Source organism: Streptomyces luteolifulvus, from assembly GCF_008806595.1.
Taxonomy (GTDB): Bacteria; Actinomycetota; Actinomycetes; order Streptomycetales; family Streptomycetaceae; genus Streptomyces; species Streptomyces luteolifulvus.
The window spans coordinates 21,021-37,445 of record NZ_VZRB01000018.1; the positions used below are offsets into that span (position 1 = coordinate 21,021).

The 16,425-nt window shown below is 73.0% G+C and carries 11 protein-coding genes; 4 read left to right on the plus strand and 7 right to left on the minus strand.

The window, feature by feature from the left end:
- The first annotated feature begins 23 nt into the window (after window positions 1-23).
- The 4 genes from F7R91_RS24190 (at window position 24) to F7R91_RS24205 (ending at window position 3,318) form a co-directional block, all read left to right on the plus strand.
- The gene (locus F7R91_RS24190; RefSeq protein ID WP_191971610.1) at window positions 24-1,283 is read left to right on the plus strand and encodes a L,D-transpeptidase; all 1,260 of its coding nucleotides are present in this window, start codon (window positions 24-26) and stop codon (window positions 1,281-1,283) included.
- A 76-nt stretch (window positions 1,284-1,359) separates the two neighbouring features.
- Window positions 1,360-2,127: an enoyl-CoA hydratase/isomerase family protein gene (locus F7R91_RS24195; RefSeq protein WP_150951218.1), complete on the plus strand. Its 768-nt coding sequence runs from the start codon at window positions 1,360-1,362 to the stop codon at window positions 2,125-2,127.
- A gap of 172 nt (window positions 2,128-2,299) precedes the next feature.
- Window positions 2,300-2,908 carry an ATP-binding protein gene (locus F7R91_RS24200; RefSeq protein WP_191971611.1) on the plus strand — a complete coding sequence of 203 codons (609 nt, stop codon included), beginning with the start codon at window positions 2,300-2,302 and terminating at the stop codon, window positions 2,906-2,908.
- A gap of 197 nt (window positions 2,909-3,105) precedes the next feature.
- Entirely contained in the window at window positions 3,106-3,318 is a 213-nt protein-coding gene (locus F7R91_RS24205) for an EF-hand domain-containing protein (RefSeq protein ID WP_150951220.1), read from the plus strand.
- Window positions 3,319-3,394: 76 nt separating this feature from the next.
- Here F7R91_RS24205 and F7R91_RS24210 read toward each other — a convergent pair whose 3' ends face one another.
- The 7 genes from F7R91_RS24210 to F7R91_RS24240 all read right to left on the minus strand — a co-directional run bounded on the left by F7R91_RS24210 (window position 3,395) and on the right by F7R91_RS24240 (window position 16,282).
- Entirely contained in the window at window positions 3,395-3,952 is a 558-nt protein-coding gene (locus F7R91_RS24210; RefSeq protein WP_150951221.1) for a glycoside hydrolase family 25 protein, read from the minus strand.
- 141 nt (window positions 3,953-4,093) lie between these two features.
- Window positions 4,094-4,474 carry an effector-associated constant component EACC1 gene (locus F7R91_RS24215; RefSeq protein ID WP_150951222.1) on the minus strand — a complete coding sequence of 127 codons (381 nt, stop codon included), beginning with the start codon at window positions 4,472-4,474 and terminating at the stop codon, window positions 4,094-4,096.
- Between the two features lie 56 nt (window positions 4,475-4,530).
- Window positions 4,531-9,129 carry a WD40 repeat domain-containing protein gene (locus tag F7R91_RS24220; RefSeq protein WP_150951223.1) on the minus strand — a complete coding sequence of 1,533 codons (4,599 nt, stop codon included), beginning with the start codon at window positions 9,127-9,129 and terminating at the stop codon, window positions 4,531-4,533.
- Entirely contained in the window at window positions 9,126-11,618 is a 2,493-nt protein-coding gene (locus F7R91_RS24225) for a transglutaminase domain-containing protein (protein ID WP_191971612.1), read from the minus strand. The genes F7R91_RS24220 and F7R91_RS24225 overlap by 4 nt, the downstream gene beginning before the upstream one ends.
- Window positions 11,615-12,832, minus strand: a complete 1,218-nt coding sequence (locus F7R91_RS24230; RefSeq protein ID WP_150951225.1) for a DUF58 domain-containing protein — start codon at window positions 12,830-12,832, stop codon at window positions 11,615-11,617. Before F7R91_RS24230 ends, F7R91_RS24225 begins: the two co-directional genes overlap by 4 nt.
- A complete protein-coding gene (locus F7R91_RS24235; protein WP_150951226.1) occupies window positions 12,829-13,815 on the minus strand; it encodes an AAA family ATPase in 987 nt (328 codons plus the stop codon). Before F7R91_RS24235 ends, F7R91_RS24230 begins: the two co-directional genes overlap by 4 nt.
- Window positions 13,816-13,834: 19 nt before the next feature.
- Window positions 13,835-16,282 carry a hypothetical protein gene (locus F7R91_RS24240; protein WP_150951227.1) on the minus strand — a complete coding sequence of 816 codons (2,448 nt, stop codon included), beginning with the start codon at window positions 16,280-16,282 and terminating at the stop codon, window positions 13,835-13,837.
- Between the last annotated feature and the right edge of the window lie 143 nt (window positions 16,283-16,425).

Genomic DNA, 16,425 nt, shown 5'->3' on the forward strand with positions numbered 1-16,425 from the left:
CAGGCCCGGCGAGGGGAGAAGAGTTGAACGTGCGGCCGATATCGGGGGCGTCGGTTGACGCGCGCGGGACCCAGAAGAAGGCGCGTAAGGGCAAGGCGTTGCTGGCGCCGGTGGTCGGTGTGCTGCTCCTTGCGGTCACCGCGTGCGGCGGGGGCGGTGGCTCGGACTCGGGGTCCGGTGGCCAGGGCAAGGGCAAGGATTCCGGTTCCGCGCAGAGCAAGCAGTCGGAGGCCGTCGTCTCCATCTCGCCCAAGGACGGCGCCAAGTCCGTCGAAACCAGCGGTGCGCTCAAGGTCGGTGCCGCCAAGGGCAAGCTGACCGAGGTCGTGGTCAAGGACGCCAAGGGCACGAAGATAGCCGGGCAGATCGCCGCAGACGGCGCGAGCTGGAAGCCGTCCACGCATCTGGCCGCCTCCACCAAGTACACGGTGCACGCGGTCGCCAAGGACTCCGAGGGCCGCACGGCGGCCGAGGACTCCAGCTTCACCACGCTGACCCCGCAGAACACCTTCATCGGCAACTTCACCCCCGAGGACGGCTCCAAGGTCGGCGTCGGCATGCCGTTCTCGGTCCGCTTCACCCGGGGCATCACCAGCCCCGACGCCGTCGAGAAGGCCATCACCGTCAAGACCGAGCCGGCCGTCGAGGTCGAGGGCCACTGGTTCGGCAACGACCGCCTCGACTTCCGTCCGGAGAAGTACTGGAAGGAAGGCACCAAGGTCACCGTCGAGCTCAACCTCGACGGCGTCGAGGGCCGCGACGGCGTCTACGGCGAGCAGACCAAGACCGTGTCCTTCACCATCGGCCGCAACCAGGTCTCGGTCGTCGACGCCGCCAAGCGCACGATGAAGGTCATGCAGGACGGCAAGGTCGTCAAGACCATCCCCGTCACCACCGGCAAGCCCGGCTACGACACCTGGAACGGCCAGATGGTCATGAGCGAGAAGCTCACGGTCACCCGGATGAACGGCGAGACGGTCGGTTACGGCGGCGAGTACGACATCAAGGACGTCCCGCACGCCATCCGCCTGACCACCTCCGGCACCTTCATCCACGGCAACTACTGGGGCGGCGACGCGTTCGGCAACTACAACGCCAGCCACGGCTGCGTCGGCCTGCGCGATGTGCGCGGCGGCTACGACAGCGGGGTGCCCGCCGCGTGGTTCTTCAACCACTCGATGATCGGTGACGTCGTCGTCGTGAAGAACTCCAACGACCGGACGGTCGACCCGGACAACGGCTTCAACGGCTGGAACATGTCCTGGGAGAAGTGGAAGGCGTAGCCCTTCGCAGGCGTACGGGCCCGGTGTGACGGAGCGCACCGGGCCCGTTGTCGTTAGTGCCCGTTAACCTGCCTGCATGACCGTGAATCTGGAAGTCGCCGAAGGCGTCGGCGTCCTGCGCCTCGACCGCCCGCCCATGAACGCGCTGGACGTCGCCACGCAGGACAGGCTCAAGGAGCTCGCCGAGGAGGCGGGCCGGCGTGACGACGTACGCGCCGTGGTGATCTACGGCGGGGAGAAGGTGTTCGCGGCGGGCGCGGACATCAAGGAGATGCAGGCCATGGACCACACGGCGATGGTCCTGCGCGCCCGCGCCCTGCAGGACTCGTTCACGGCGGTGGCCCGTATCCCCAAGCCGGTGGTGGCCGCCGTCACGGGGTACGCGCTGGGCGGCGGCTGCGAGCTGGCGCTGTGCGCGGACTTCCGGATCGCCGCGGAGGGCGCGAAGCTGGGCCAGCCGGAGATCCTGCTGGGCCTGATCCCGGGGGCGGGCGGCACGCAGCGCCTGTCCCGGCTGATCGGTCCCTCGAAGGCGAAGGACCTGATCTTCACGGGCCGGATGGTGAAGGCCGACGAGGCGCTCGCGCTGGGTCTGGTGGACCGGGTCGTCCCGGCCGAGGAGGTGTACGCGCAGGCGCACGCGTGGGCGGCGAAGCTGGCGCAGGGCCCGGCGCTCGCGCTGCGCGCGGCGAAGGAGTCGATCGACACCGGGCTGGAGACGGACATCGACACCGGGCTCGCGGTGGAACGGAACTGGTTCGCGGGCCTGTTCGCGACGGAGGACCGGGAGCGCGGGATGCGGAGCTTCGTGGAGGAGGGTCCGGGCAAGGCGAAGTTCCTCTGAGCGCATGGCACTTGACGCGGTGTCCGTCTGCTCCGTGTCTGATCGGGGTCCCTCGATAGGGCGGTTTATGGGAGCCTTAAGCCAGTCTTAAGCCTGCCTTGTCGAGGGAGCCGGTCGATTGCCTCCAAGTGACTCTTCCTTGCAGGTCAGATGGGCTGTCGAGGGCTCCGATGTGCCGTTGGCATATGCCGGTCGAATCGTGCGGAATTATGTATTCCGGGGGGCGTATTCCGGAGGAACGCCCCCGGAGGTCCCGGTGGGCGGCCATCATGGGGGCATGGCGGGGCTGGAGGGTATCGAACAGCCGCGGGGGCAGGGCCGTCCGACCGGGGCGCGCTGGTCGCCTGCGGTCGAGGACGAACACGGTCTGAAGGCACTCGAGTTGTTCGGCAATCCCACGGAGGCGGAGGTGCCGCTGCCGTCCCGCCCCGAATCGGCCGCCACGGCCCGCCGGCTGACCCAGGTGGTGGTCCTGCGCCAGTGGGGCCTCACCCCGAAGATGACGGAAGACGCCGTCCTCCTGGTCTCGGAACTCGTCGGCAACGCCGTACGCCACACCGGCGCCCGAGTCTTCGGCCTCCGCATGCGCCGCCGCCGCGGCTGGATCCGCATCGAGGTCCGCGACCCCTCCCGCGGCCTGCCCTGCCTGATGCCGGTCCAGGACATGGACATCAGCGGCCGCGGCCTGTTCCTGGTCGACAAACTCTCCGACCGCTGGGGCGTCGACCTCCTCCCCCGAGGCAAGACGACCTGGTTCGAAATGAGGGTGGCAGACCGCTGAGCCCGCCTCCGGCGGTGGGGCGAGTTCGGTGGGGCGCGGCATCCGGGGGTGTTGCGGTTGCGGTGGGTCGGGGTCCTGCTCCCGTCGCCCGAGTCCGGCTGGGTGGTCGCCGCACTGGGCGTTTTGACGGGCGGTTAATCTGACCTGCGTCAGTGCGACAGCACAGTATGGGAAACACGAGTAAAAGGGGCGGATCGGTGGCGGACATCGACGAGGCACGCAAGCAGTTCCAGCGGATCGATACGGACGGTGACGGCTTCATCACCGCGGCCGAGTTCAAGACCGCCCTGGCCCAGTCGGGCGACTGGAACGTCACCGAGTCGGTGGCCGAGGCGATCATCAAGACCCGTGACCTCAACGGCGACAAGGTCCTGTCGTTCGACGAGTTCTGGACGTACCTGAACAGCTGACGCGCACGCCAGGGGCGCCGGTCCGGCAGCGGACGGGCGCCCCTTCGTCGTACGCCTCCCGGCACGCGCCGGTCGGTCACGCGCCCTCGGCCCAGGTCCGCAGCGCGGCTCTGCTCGGGAAGTCGGCGACGTTCTTGTCGTGCGGGTCGTCGGTGTGCTGGTGGAAGCGCCACCTCGCCTGGATGCGGGGCTCGCCGGCCGTGACGTAGTCGGCGATCCAGAGACCGTCGCCGGCGTAGGACGTGGTGTCGACGTTCAGCCAGTAATGGCGGTTGCAGTACAGGACCACCCGGTGGTTCGGCCGGAGTTCCTTCACCTTCCTGATGAAGCGGTCCTTCTCCGCATTGCTCGCATGGGTTCCCTCACCGGTCGTCTCCCAGTCGACGGCGAGGACGTCGCCCGCCTTCTCGGGCGCGTGCTTGACGAAGTACTCCGCCTGGGCCGTGAGGTTGCCCGGCCAGAGGAAGTGGTAGAAGCCGACGGCGAGTCCGGCCTCGCGCGCCGTCTTCGTCTGGGCGGCGAGTTTCGGGTTGACGTACGAACGGCCCTCCGTCGCCTTGATGAAGACGAAGGAGATGCCGCCCGTGTCGTAGTCGGAAGGCTGGTACGCGCTCACATCGATGCCGCGCAGCATGGAATCTCTCCCTGAAGTGCTCGTGGGGGGACGGGATTTGGGCGTTGTTGAAGGTGTTGCCCACCCTGGCACGGGGCGATCCGCCCTTGACGCGCACTGTGACGCGGAAGAGTGCCGACTGCCGGACCCGGGGCGCCTGGTTCACCGCTGACCGGCCCGCTCCATGGCCTCGACGAGCGTCCGCCCGAACGTCTCCGCGTCGAAGCCGACGACCTGGGCCTCCACGACGACCTCGGATTCCTGGTCGCCGTGCGGCCGTCGCACCGACACCTTCACGGGAACCGCCCGAACCCGGATCCAGGCGCGCAACACCGAAGCGAGGGCGGTCACCGCGCTGCTGGTCATGATGATCTCCAGGGCCGTCAGGGCCCCGCCCAGGGTGCCGGGCGCCGCCGGGTCCTCACACAGCCGTACACCGTCGATCTCCGGTTCCTCGCCGAGCCTTCGGAAGAGGTCCCGCAGGTCGTCGTCCGCTGCCGGATGTCCATCGGGGGCGGTGACGGTGAGGGTCAACTGGTCCATGTTCTCTCCTGTGCCGGTCGGGTTCGGGGTTCGGGGCGGTGGTCGGTCGTCGGACGTCAGTCGTCGGCCGTGGGGCACACGTCTGCCAGCGGTACGTCCTTCGCGTACCGGGTCCACGTCGTGGTGATCGAGTCGGGCGGTGCCGTCGCGCAGACCCGGGACATCAGAAACGCGGGGGCGAGGCGGGAGACGGTGACCGTGGTGTCCGCGTAGCCCACGGCCAGGGTGTCCTGCGGGCCGAACGCCAGTGAGGTGACCGCGCTCGCGCGTGCGTAGTCGGTCAGTGGACGGAGCTCGGCGTCCCCGCCGGTGCTCCACAGACGGACGCGTCCGGTGTCGTCGCCGGTGGCCAGGAGGGTCCCGTTCCGGCTGAAGGCCAGGTGGGTGAGGTGCGCGGCCACGGAGGTCTGCGTGGCGGGCTCGCCCGTGCCGTCCAGGCGATAGGTCGACAGGGTGCCGCCACGGGCCGTCGCGAGCACGCTCCCGTCCGGGGACAGCGCGATCCGGGGCCAGGGGTCGAACCGCTCGTACGACGACACGGCACCCCACTCCGGGTTCGGAAGCTCACGGGCACGGGCTCCCTCGGGTTTGCCGATGCCGTACAGCGACGGCGCGGACACGTCCTGCAGGAGCAGCCGGTTGCCCCGGGAACTGAGGGCCGGGTCCGCGGTGCTCGCCCGGCCCTGCGCCCGGAGGCCGGGCAGCTGTCGCGGGCCGGAACCGGCCGAGAGATCCCACAGGCGGTGCCCCCCGCCCGGGTCGGAGGTCAGCAGAACGTCGGACGAGGGCGCGTACTCCACCGCCGTCCCGGCCGCAGGGCCCGGCAGGTTCTCGCGGTGGAGTCCGCCGGTGCCGACTGCCCACAGTTCGGTGGTCCGCGGTCGTCCGACGAGGAGGGTGCGGCCGTGGGGCCGGAACGCCAGGAGACCAACGGGCCCCGATACGGAGCCTGTTGACGGTACGGGGGCCAGTGCCCGGGCAGGCCGCCCCGGTCCGCCCAGCGCGTACCGGCGCACGGTCCCGTCGCGCAGCCCGACCGCGACCTCGCGCGCGTCGGGGGACAGCGCGACGGCGGACGGACTTCCGGGCAGGCGCAGGGTCGTCAGATGCCCGGGGCTCAACAGGGAGCCCACGTCCCACAGCCGGGTCTGCTCGCCCGTCACGGCGAGCAGGGATGTCCGCCCGCCGAAGACGACCTTCCCGACCGGTTCCGGGAGCCGGACCTTGGGCGAGTCCACCCCCCGGTCCACCGTTCCGGCGAAGCGCGGCGGCCCGTCGTCGCTCACGTCCCAGAGGTTCACGGCGTCGGCGGCGACGGCAAGGCTGCGGCTGTCGGGGGAGAATCCGAGGCTGTGCACCGTTCCCGTACCCAGCTGGAACCCGTCGGACGGGGACGTCAGCCGGGCGGAACTCCCGTCGGCGCGCACGCTCCACAGGGCGACCCGGCCGCCGCCGCGGCCCTCGGCCAGCAGGCGGCCGTCGGGACTGAAGGACAGCGGCAGCGCACGGACGTCGGCCTGCCGGTCGGCCGGAAGACGCTCCCGCAACGTCCTGCCGTCGCCCTGGCCACGGCCGAGCAGCAGACGCCCGTCGTCGTGGCGTTCCGCGAGCGTTTCGCCGTACGGGCCGAAGACCGCGTAGGTGTGCCGCAGGGTGCCCGCGTCGGTCAGCTCGCCGCCGCCGGTCACCCGCCACAGCCTGGTGTCGCTGCGGTCCCGGGCGCCGGACAGTCCGAAGACCTGGGCCGCCGCCAGCATCCCGCCGTCGGCGCGGAAGGTGATCTCGACGGAGTCGGCCACCTCGCCCGGTTCCCCGGACAGCACCACCGGTGCCCGGTGCGGCGGTCCGGGGCCGGTCCGCCAGCCCAGCAGGCGGCCGCTGGAGTCCATGCCGACCAGCAGATCGATACGGGGGCTGTACCCGAGCGCCAGCAGGGGCCGGCCGTCGGGCAGGTCGAGGGTGTCGGTGGTCCGGTGCCGGCCGGTGTCCCACAGCAACACCTCGGCGCCCGCCTGGACGGCGAGGTGACTGCCGCCGGGCGCGAAGGCCACGGCCTCGGCCGATGGCAGCAGGGTGGACGAGCCCTGTGATTCGCGTGCGGGCATCGCGGCGGCGGCACTGGCGTACAGGCTCGCACGGGCCTGTGCGGTCGGCGCGCTGCGGAACGCGGCCACCGCAAGTCGGCCCGCCAGCACCGGATCCACGGCCCGCAGCACGTCCGACCGAGCCGCCAGGGAGCGTGACAGATGCTCCTTCTGACGTACCGTCAAAGTCTCTTCCCGGTCCGCCCAGCGCACCCCGCCGGCGGCCATGAGGAGGACGAGGCACGCCACCGCCGCGGAGAGCAGACGGACGGTACGGTGCATGATCCTCAGGGATCGGGCGGACCGCCGCTCACGCTGCGCCGAAGCCCGCAGGAAGCGCCAGCCCAGACCGCCCAGATCGTCCTTCGGCCGGGTCTCTGCCGCGGCCCAGGCCTCGTCCAGCATTCTGCCGGTGTACAGCACCGACTCGTCGTCCTCCGCCTCGTGCCAGGCGTGGGCGGCCTGAAGGATCTGCTGCCGACGGGCGAGCCAGTCGCGGTCCTGCTCCAGCCAGTTGCGCATCGTGGGCCAGGCGGGCAGCAGCGCCTCGTGGACGAGCTGGACCGTTTCACGGCCCGGCACCGCATCGGAGTCGAGGGCCACCAGACGGGCCGCACGCAGACGCTCCAGAACCCGCTGTGTGCGTTCGGGGTCGCCGAGCTCGCGCAGCAGCCGGTCGCGCGTCGCCCTCCTGCGGGTCGGGGGCCGGCCCTCGACGGACTGGACCAGCCTCGTCAGCAACAGCCGTGCGGTACGCCGGTCTTCGGCGTCGAGGCTCTGATAGGCCTTGTCGGCCTCGCTCGCGACGACCGAGGCGATGCCTCCGGAGGCACGGTAGGCGGCCCGGGTGAGAAGACCGTTCCGCCGGCTCTGCCAGGTGACCAGCAGAGCCTGGGCGAGATGGGGCAGCATGCTCGCGTCGTATCCGGCCTGCTCGGCCGGGCTCCCGGCGGCGTCGAAGTCGCCGGGCGGGACACCGAGATCGCCGACGATGACTTCGACGAGCCCCTCCTCCACCTCCAGACCCTCCGCGTGGGCCGGACCGAGCACGGCCTCGCGCACCTCGTCGTGGGTGAGCGGGCTGACGACGACCTGATGGCCGTGCAGGGCCTCCAGCAGCGGAGGGTGGGACGCGAGAACGCCCAGGAAGTCGGCCCGGGTCGCCAGCAGGACATGGGCCGCGAGCGGAGCCCCGCCCGCACCCGGGACCGGGGCCGGGGCCGTGGCCCGCGCCGCCGCGCACAGTGCCTCGACGAAGACCGTCGTCCCGGCCGGGTCCTCGCAGAGCGTGAAGGCTTCCTCGAACTGGTCGACGACGATCACGGGTCCGGCGACGAGTTCGCCGGGTGCGGCACCGTCCTCGGGCGGGGCGGCCGGTCCTGGGAACGGCCCGGTGTCCTGCCGGGCGGCCACCTCGCGCACCCAGGCCGTCATCGTCCCGGCGCCCTGGTCCAGTTCGGCGCGCAGCACCTCGCGCGGCCTGCCCAGCGGGGCGGAGAAGGCCTCCGCGAGGGCGTCCAGAGGCCGGTCCGTGGGGGTCAGGACGATACGGGGACGTCGTTCGCTGCCCGCCACGGTCCGTGCCCGGGCCAGATCGCCGAGCAGCCCCGCGTGGATGAGGGAGGACTTTCCGCTGCCCGAGGCGCCGAGGAGCATCACCGGCAGCGGCGGCCCGAACGGCGCGGTGAGCGCCACCGCCAGCCGGCTGGTGAGCCGGTCACGGCCGCGGAACCAGCGGGCGGTGCCGGCGTCGAAGGGGCGCAGACCGGGATACGGGCACACCCCGCTGTCCCGGCGCAGCCCCGCACTCCGCTGGGCCCGGTCGGCCAGCGCCTCGGGATGAACATTGCGGCCGAGGCAGAGCACTTCGGCGCTGCCCCGTGACTGCACCATCGGCGTCGGCGTCAGGTTCTCCCTCAGATGGGACGCCACGTCGTGGAGGGTGAGGTCCGCGGGCAGTCCGGGGGCGCCCCGCTCCAGCAGCCCGATCAGCCGGCCGGTCATCGCGGTGTGCCGTTCCCCGAGCGGGGCCAGCGCCTGCTCGTGCGGGGAGGAGGCGGTGAGCAGGTAACTCCTCCGCAGCGGGCCGAGGTTCACCGACAGGGCCCGGCCCGCGTAGCAGCAGTCCAGTACGACGATCACGCTCTGCGGCCGCGGGCTCGCCGAGGAGACGGTCTGGACGAGGTGGGCGAAGTCGAGCGAGGAGTAGTGCATGGCCGCGCCGCGCGCCCCGGTACGGCCCGTGCTCAGCCGGAGTTCGTTGTGCTCGCCGATCTCCGAGTGGCCCACGAAGTACAGCAGAAGCACGTCAGGGGCGCGCGCGAGCACGTCGGTCACGGCACCGATGACATCCTCGGGCCCCGCGGGGTCGACGACGCGCGTGAGCCGGCCGGGGGCCAGTCCGCAGCGTTCGACCAGCAGCCGGGCCAGGTCGTCGAGGGAGTGGGCGGCGGCCGGGACGGGCGGGAACCGTGCGTCGTCGGCGGTGCGCACGGTGGCCACGAGCACCGCCGCCGCGCCCGCGGTGGCGAGAAGCGGGGCGGCGGCGCGAGGCTGGACGGTCTCGGTCATGCCGGGTCCGCCGTGCGGGGCGTGTCGTGGTCGCTGGGGCCGTGTGTGCCGTGGGGCGTGTCGTAGTCGGTGGGGCCGTGCGTGCCGTGGGACGTGTCGTGGTCGCTGGGGCCGTGCGTGCCGCGGGACATGCCCGGGTCGCCGGAGCCGCGCGCTTCGCGGAGGGTGTCCCGCTCGACCACCCCCTGCGACGTCGGCCGTACCGCACGGTTCTCACGTGACGCGGCCCGTGCGCGGCGCCAGGCCAGGAGCAGCGGACCGGGAACGAGGAGGAGCCAGCACGACGGACCGGCGATGCCCGACCGTCGGCGCAGTGCTCGGGCCAGCCGGTCGCAGCGGTCCCAGGCGCGGTCCGCCTCCTCCGCCGTGACGCACGAAGCCCTCCCGGCCTCCGGGCCGGGATCGCCGTACAGCGCCCGTTGGGCGGCGTGCGCCAACCCCGTGGCGGCGGGCCCGGCATCCGGTCCGGCCGCGCCGGCCAGGAGACGGCCCACGTCGGTGACGCTCGCCGACGGCGGCACCGGCACCCCGGCGTCGGCGAGCCGGCGCACGGCCGCGTGCCAGGCACCGCGCACACGGTCCGCGGGCGTGGCCGCCCGTCGGGAACCCCGTTCACGGAGCACGGGCAGGACGACGAGCCGCAGTGCCCGCGCCGCGAACAGCAGTCCCGCCAGCGACAGGCACAGGGGCAGGAGCCAGTCGTCCGGGTCGACTGGTGCCGTGCGCGGAGTCGCCCGCGCGGTGGCGGGGGCGGCCTCGGGCGTGCGGGACGGGCGGGGTGCGGTGCTCGACGACGTGGGTGACGGGGTCGGCTTCTGGGCGGTGGCGGACGGCCGTGCGTCGACCGAGTGGGCCCGTCCCGGTCGCGGCACGGGGTCGAACGGCAGCCAGCCGACGCCGTCGAAGTACACCTCGCCCCAGACCTTGGCGTCGCGCCCCGCAACGGTCACCGTGCGGCCGTCGTGCGCGGCATCCTCGGCGGCTCGCGGCACGAAGCCGACCACAAGCCGTGCGGGCAGCCCGCTGAGCCGGGCCGCCAGGGTGAAGGCGGCACCGAACACCACGGCCGGTCCCTGCCGCTCCTCCAGAAACCGGGCGACACCGCCGTACGTCGCGACTCCCGGCGCGTCCGGCACATGGGTGTACTCCTCGCGCAGCCGCTTCGCGATCCCGGCCGCACGGGCATACGGGGTGTCGGCCCGCGCGGTCGACGTGCCCGCGAGTTCCGTCAGGGCGCCGGGTACTCCGGGAGGCAGGTCACGGGCGGCGGAGCCGGCGCCTGCGGACCGCAGTCCCGGCATGTCCACCGGCGCGGGCCTGATCACCGGGACCGAATCCACGGTGTAGGCGGTGCCGCGGCCGGGCCGTTGGACGGCCAGCACCGTTGCGTCGCGCGGGCTGACCGCCACCGCGGGCCCGGCGATGCGCACCGGTTCGGCGGGGACGGGAAGGAAGGCGCCGTCGAGGCCCGAGAGCACAACTCGGTGATGTACAGACCTTCTTGCCGCCACGGTCTTCGCCGAGCGTGTCCGCCCGGCCGGGCCGGCCGCCGGCACGACGCCACCGGTCGGCACGAACGTCCCCTCCGGCGCCCAGCGCCGCCCGTCGAACGCGGTCAGCGCACACAGCCGCCAGCGGTCCCCGGCAGGTCCCGTCACCGTGAACAGGGGTGTGCCGGAGGCCCGGTGCCATCGCGCGAGCTGCGCCAGCGGATCGACGGCGGTGTCCGTCCGTACCGGTGCCGTCACCCGGTCGCGCAGGTCGTACCCCGTGTTCTGGGCGGGCCAGGGCAGCGTCCAGGTGATCGTGGCGGCTGTCGCGACCAGGGCAGTCGTCCAGACGTATCCGGTCACCCTGCCCCGTGACCGTCGCGGCCCCTGCCCGGGCCCACCACGTGGCCGCCGGCCACCGGAGCGCACGCGGAGCAGCGCGCCCGCGCACAGGGTGACGGCGGTCGCCTCCGGCACCGCCGAACCGTCCCCCGGCACGCACCACATCACGCCCACGACGAGCAGGATCACCGCCGGCAGAGAGGCGAGGCCGCGGGCCCGCAGGCGCAGGGCCGCTTCCGCACCGAGCAGGGAGGCCAGCCAGGTCAAGAGGAAGGGAAAACACAGGAGTTCGGGTGTGGGGGCCGCCGGCAGTCCGGTGCCGAGCAGCCGGATCCAGCCCCGAGGTGCCGCTTCGGCGGCGGCCCGCACGGCGGACCAGGGGTATGAGCCGGTTCCGCTGTCGGAGAACAGGAGCAGGGCACAGACGACCGGCCCGAGGACCAGGAGGGCCGGCAGGGTGCACTCCACCGGCGGCAGTCTGCGGCGCAGCGCGAGCGCCGGCAGGGTCAGCGCCGGTGCGAGCGCCGCCACCGTGAGTGGCAGCAGCAGGGGCCCGTATCCGAAGGCCCGGTGGAAGACGAGTCCTGCGCTCCAGGCGGCCCCGCCCGCCCACAGCGGTGCGAGGAGCCCGCCCCGCACGGACGGCCGCCCGGTCATCGGTACCCCCGCGGGCCTGTCCGGCGGATCGCCGCCGACCACAGGGCCAGGCCATGGACGGCGTCGGCGGCCGTCCGCACGGTCGCCCGCCCGGAGCCCGCGCCGACGGCCGCAGGCCGCTCGTACGACGGACCGGAGTCCGCCGGGGCCAGGCGCAGTACGACGACCCGTGACCGTCTGCCGCGCAACTGCCGTGGGAGGGACGGCCATTCGGGCCGGGCACCCCCGGTGACAACGGTCAGCGGGGCCTGGTCCGACGGCACACGGTGCGGTGCCCGCCGCCCCCGTCCCGCCGTATCCCGCTCGCCCGGACCCCCGTCCGCGCCGGACCGCGCCTGCACACGGGTCAGTTCGGTGAGGACCTGGGCGACGCCCGTGAACTCCGTGCAGCCCGGACCCGTGTCGCCCGGCGGGAGGATCCACAGCCGTGCGGCCGCCCCGTTGCGTACGGCGGCCACGAGCAGCGAGGCCGTCAGGTCGACGGCCTCCTCGAACAGCGCGGGGCCGGCATAGGCCGAGGCGTCCAGGTCCAGCGCCACCGGGAAGCGCGTCACGACGGGTTCGGCGGACCGGCGTACCAGCAACTGCCCGCTGCGGGCGCTGCTGAGCCAGTGGATGTGACGCGGGTCGTCCCCGGGGTCGTAGGCCCGCAGGGTGAAGAAGTCCGCGTCGAGCGAGGGCGCGGCCCGGTGCCCGCCGCCCGAGTCCGCCGGGCCCCGGGCGAGGTCACGCAGGGACAGGGCCGTCACGGCGGGGTGCACCTCCACCCGGTGCGCGGGGGTCAGTTCCGTGTCGCGCCGGAAGAGGCCCAGCGGGTCTTCCTGCCGCAGCACGACGGGCCCGATCCGGAGCAGTCCCCGTCGCGGGGCGGGCACGGACAGCCTCAGCGGCGAGGCGTCGGACGGGCCGGGAAGGGGGAGGGAGACCGGTGCTTCGTGCGGGCCCCGGTGGCACAGGCGCAGGTGTGCGCAGCGGGGCAGCCGTCCGCCGGGCCGGATCTCCACCCGGACGTTCCGGCCGCGGGGGAGCGAGGGCGTCGCCACCTGCAGTGCGGCGCGTGTCCCGGTCGCCGGACGGGTCACCGCGCAGGCGGCGCCCAGCGCCAGCAGACCGGCGACGGCCGGCAGGGCGAGGGCGGGGGAGGCGAACACCACGGACAGGACGGTCAGCAGGGCGCAGACGGCGAGCGCGCACAGGCCCGTACGTGTGATCAACGGGGAACCTTCAGCCGGCCGAGCAGCTCGGTGATCAGGTTCTCCGCGTCCGACCGCGCGAAGTCGGCCTCGGACGTGAGCAGCAGACGGTGTGCCAGCACCGGTCCCGCCAGCTCCCTGATGTCCTCGGGCACGACGAAGTGGCGGTGGTCGGCCGCCGCCCACACCCGCGCGGCACGCAGCAGCGCGAGCGACGCACGGGGACTGGCCCCCAGCCGGATCCGGGGGTCGGCAGTGCGGGTGGCGGTGACCAGGGACACGATGTACCGGTGCACGGGGTCGCTGACCACGATCCGGGTCGCGGCGTGGGCGAGCCGCCCGATCTCGTCGACGTTCATCACCGGGCTCAGGGCCTCCGGGGTGAGGCCGCGGCCCTCCGATCTGAGCAGGCCGAACTCGGCCTCCTCACTGGGGTAGCCGAGACGCACCCGCATGAGGAACCGGTCGAGCTGGGCCTCGGGGAGCGGGTAGGTGCCGTCGAAGTCCACCGGGTTCTGGGTGGCCACCACCAGGAACGGAGGGGGCACCGGGTGGGAGGTGCCCGCGACGGTGACCTGGCGTTCCTCCATGACCTCCAGAAGGGCGGACTGGGTCTTCGGAGAGGCCCGGTTGACCTCGTCGCACAGGACGACGTTGGCGAAGACCGGACCGGGCAGGAAGCGGAAGTCTCCCCGACGTGCCGCGTCCAGGCCCGGTGGGAAGGACACCCCGGTGATGTCGGAGGGGAGGAGGTCCGGGGTGAACTGGATACGGCGGCACTCACCGCCGATGGACGCGGCGATGGCCCGGGCCAGTGACGTCTTGCCGACTCCGGGTACGTCCTCCAGCAGCAGATGCCCCTCGGCGAGCAGGGTCGTGAGGGCCAGCCGCACCGCGTGAGTCTTCCCGCTGATGACCTGCTCGACGTTCTTGAGGAGGCTGTGGAAGCCCTCCGCGATACGGCCCCCGTCGCCCGGCGACGGCTGCGGCGGGAACTGGGTCATGGTGTGGATCCTTCTGTCGTCATGGAATGCGCCACAGCTCGGTGCCGGTGCCACCGGAGACGGCGAGGAGTGTTCCGGTCGGGTCGAGGGCGAGAGAGGCTCCGTCGGGTGCGGGCATCTGATGGAGCAGCCGGGGACGTTCCGGACGGGACACGTCCCAGATCTGTGCGGTCGCCGTCCCGGGGGTTCCGGCGCCGCCCAGCAGCGTGAGCCGTCTGCCGTCCCGGCTGAAGTGGAACTCCGTGACGCCCTCGAGGCCGGTCTCCCGGGCGATGGTGCGAGGGTTCGTCGGATCGGTGAGGCTGAGGATCACCCAGCCGCCGCCCTCGTCCTGAGCGACGAGCAGCCGCCCTCGGGGCGCGAAGGTCGCCTCCCCGAGGGCCGGCGTCAGGCTCAGCTGGGTCGCGGGGCCGGGCGGGTTCTCCTCGTCGCCCGGTTCGGGGTGGGAGACGTCGAGCACGGCCACGTCATGGTTCAGGGAGGCGGCGACGAGTGTTCCGTCGGCGCTGATCGAGGTGTGCCACACGGGGCTCTCCACCTGGATGCCGCCGCCCGTGATCACGCGGGGGGATCCGGGATCCGAGACGTCCATCAGGTCGTAGGAGCCGCTCCTGCCGAGCAGGTCGGAGGTGCCGGAGGCGAGTTTCCGGCCGTCGACCGAGAGCGCGAGACCGCTGCTGGGGTGCGCGGATCCCCACCCGGCCAAGTGCTGGGGGGCCGTGGGGTCCTGGACGTCGTAGGCGTAGGTCTCGTAACGTCCGCGGGCGAAGACCGTCGTTCCGTCCGGGGTGAAGACCGGGCTGGTCAGGTAGAGGGCGGCCTGCAGGTGGTTGTAGGGCAGGGCGCCGATGCGGCGCACCCGGGCGGGATCGCTCACGTCCCAGAGTTCGTCGCTGAGGGCGAGGACGGCGCCGTCCGGCCGGAATCCGGCGGACCCTGTGGCGGGGAGCGTGGCAAGGCGTTCGGGCCGGCCGCCGATCCCCGGACTGTCGGACGGTTCGCCGGACGGTCCCGTGGGGCCGCCCGTCGGGGTGGGCCGACCGCCGCCGGGGCCGTCCGTGGGGGTGGGCCGAGTGCCGTCACCGGGGCCGGGCGCAGGGTCCCCGGCGCCGGTACCGGGGTCGTTGCCCGGTGGCCGGCCGGAAGCGCCGGGATGCGGGCTGGGCCGCGCGGACGGGGAAGCCGCCGGAAATGTGGCGGAGGCGGTCGGCGTGGGCGTGCTCGTGGGGGGCCGGTCCGAGGCGGCGGTGGGCGAGGCGGACGGTGAGGGCTCGGCGTCGGCACCGCCGTGCCTGCCGGTGGGCGGCTGGTCCGTGTCGTACTTCCGGAAGGCACGTGCCCGCCCTTCGCGCACCATGACCCCTTCCGGACCACGGGGGTTGTGGATCCACACCGCGCCCGCGTCTTCCACGAGTTGCAGCGAAGCGGCGGCGGAGGTGACCCGGACGGGCGCCTGGACATGGCCCGTGCGCATGTCGACGACCAGCACACGGCCCTTGTTCTCCTGCGGCAGGTGCACCAGGTCGCCCGCTTCCACGAAGTCCCGGCCGGCCTTGCGGTTCCCGGGCACCCCGGTCCTGACGGTGGCCACTTCAGCACCGGTGCGTGGATCGACGGACACGAGCGTTCCCGACCTGAGGAGCAGGACGAGATGACGGGCGGACGACGAGGGGGCCCCGACGCCCACCACCGGGTCGCGGGGGGACACGGAGTCGGGGAGCGGCACCTGCGCGTGCGGTCCGTCGCCCGTCAGCGCGACGAAGAACGCTCCGTCGGTGTCGACGGCGAACACGTCTTTGCCCGCCGTGGCGAGCCACACCTGGTCCCCGGGTGCGCCGACGGTCGTACGGTGGACGCGCCCCTTCCCGGAGCCGCCGCGCAGCGCGGCCACGGCCCCGCTCGACGGCAGCCCCACCCATAAGGTGCCGTGGCGGTCCCGGGCCAACTGGCCGAGCCGGCCGCCGAGTCGGACCCGCTGCTCCCATGCGGGCTCCGCCCCCGGGCGTACGTCGACGAGATCGCCGTGTGCGGAGTCGACGCAGTACACCCGGGTCCCGACCGCGGTGTACGCACAGGTGCCGGACCCGGTGAACGGCCCGTCCACCCGCAGACCGACCGGGTCCACCAGGGAGTACGAGGACTCGTCGCCGGTGTGGCCGGGGGAGCCCGTGACCACGAGGGAACCCGCGACGGTCACCCGTTCCTGTCCCCGCAGCTCCGGCATGGGCAGCTGGAACTGGGGCGACAGCGCGACCCCGTTCATCTGGGTCAGCAGTCCGGGGCCGGTGCTCGGGAGCCAGACCGAGCCATCCCGCAGGTCCGGGCGGACCCGTTCGTCCGGCGAGCCGAAGACCGTCAGCGAGGCGAACGCGGTGAGTCCGGCAAGGGCCAGCACAAGGGCGGGGCGGCGCCGGCGCGACGCCCCCGTGACCCCCCTGTGCGGATAGTCGAGCCGCTCCGCCGTCATCCGTTCCCGCGCTCCGGTTCTCCGAGACCCCCTGAGCGTTCAGTCAACAGAGCCGCGCCGGGAATGGACGGCTTTTCCTCCCGGGTTCACTCCAACGGGTGGCTTGTCGCACTTGTGACCGTATTGCGGGATCGGCTGTGGGC

Bases quoted from the DNA above. Each gene is read 5' to 3' on its own strand.
- F7R91_RS24195 (WP_150951218.1), top strand. From the start codon at position 1,360: ATGACCGTGAATCTGGAAGTCGCCGAAGGCGTCGGCGTCCTGCGCCTC.
- F7R91_RS24210 (WP_150951221.1), bottom strand. From the start codon at position 3,952: ATGCTGCGCGGCATCGATGTGAGCGCGTACCAGCCTTCCGACTACGAC.
- F7R91_RS24215 (WP_150951222.1), bottom strand. From the start codon at position 4,474: ATGGACCAGTTGACCCTCACCGTCACCGCCCCCGATGGACATCCGGCA.
- F7R91_RS24220 (WP_150951223.1), bottom strand. From the start codon at position 9,129: ATGACCGAGACCGTCCAGCCTCGCGCCGCCGCCCCGCTTCTCGCCACC.
- F7R91_RS24225 (WP_191971612.1), bottom strand. From the start codon at position 11,618: ATGACCGGGCGGCCGTCCGTGCGGGGCGGGCTCCTCGCACCGCTGTGG.
- F7R91_RS24235 (WP_150951226.1), bottom strand. From the start codon at position 13,815: ATGACCCAGTTCCCGCCGCAGCCGTCGCCGGGCGACGGGGGCCGTATC.
- F7R91_RS24240 (WP_150951227.1), bottom strand. From the start codon at position 16,282: ATGACGGCGGAGCGGCTCGACTATCCGCACAGGGGGGTCACGGGGGCG.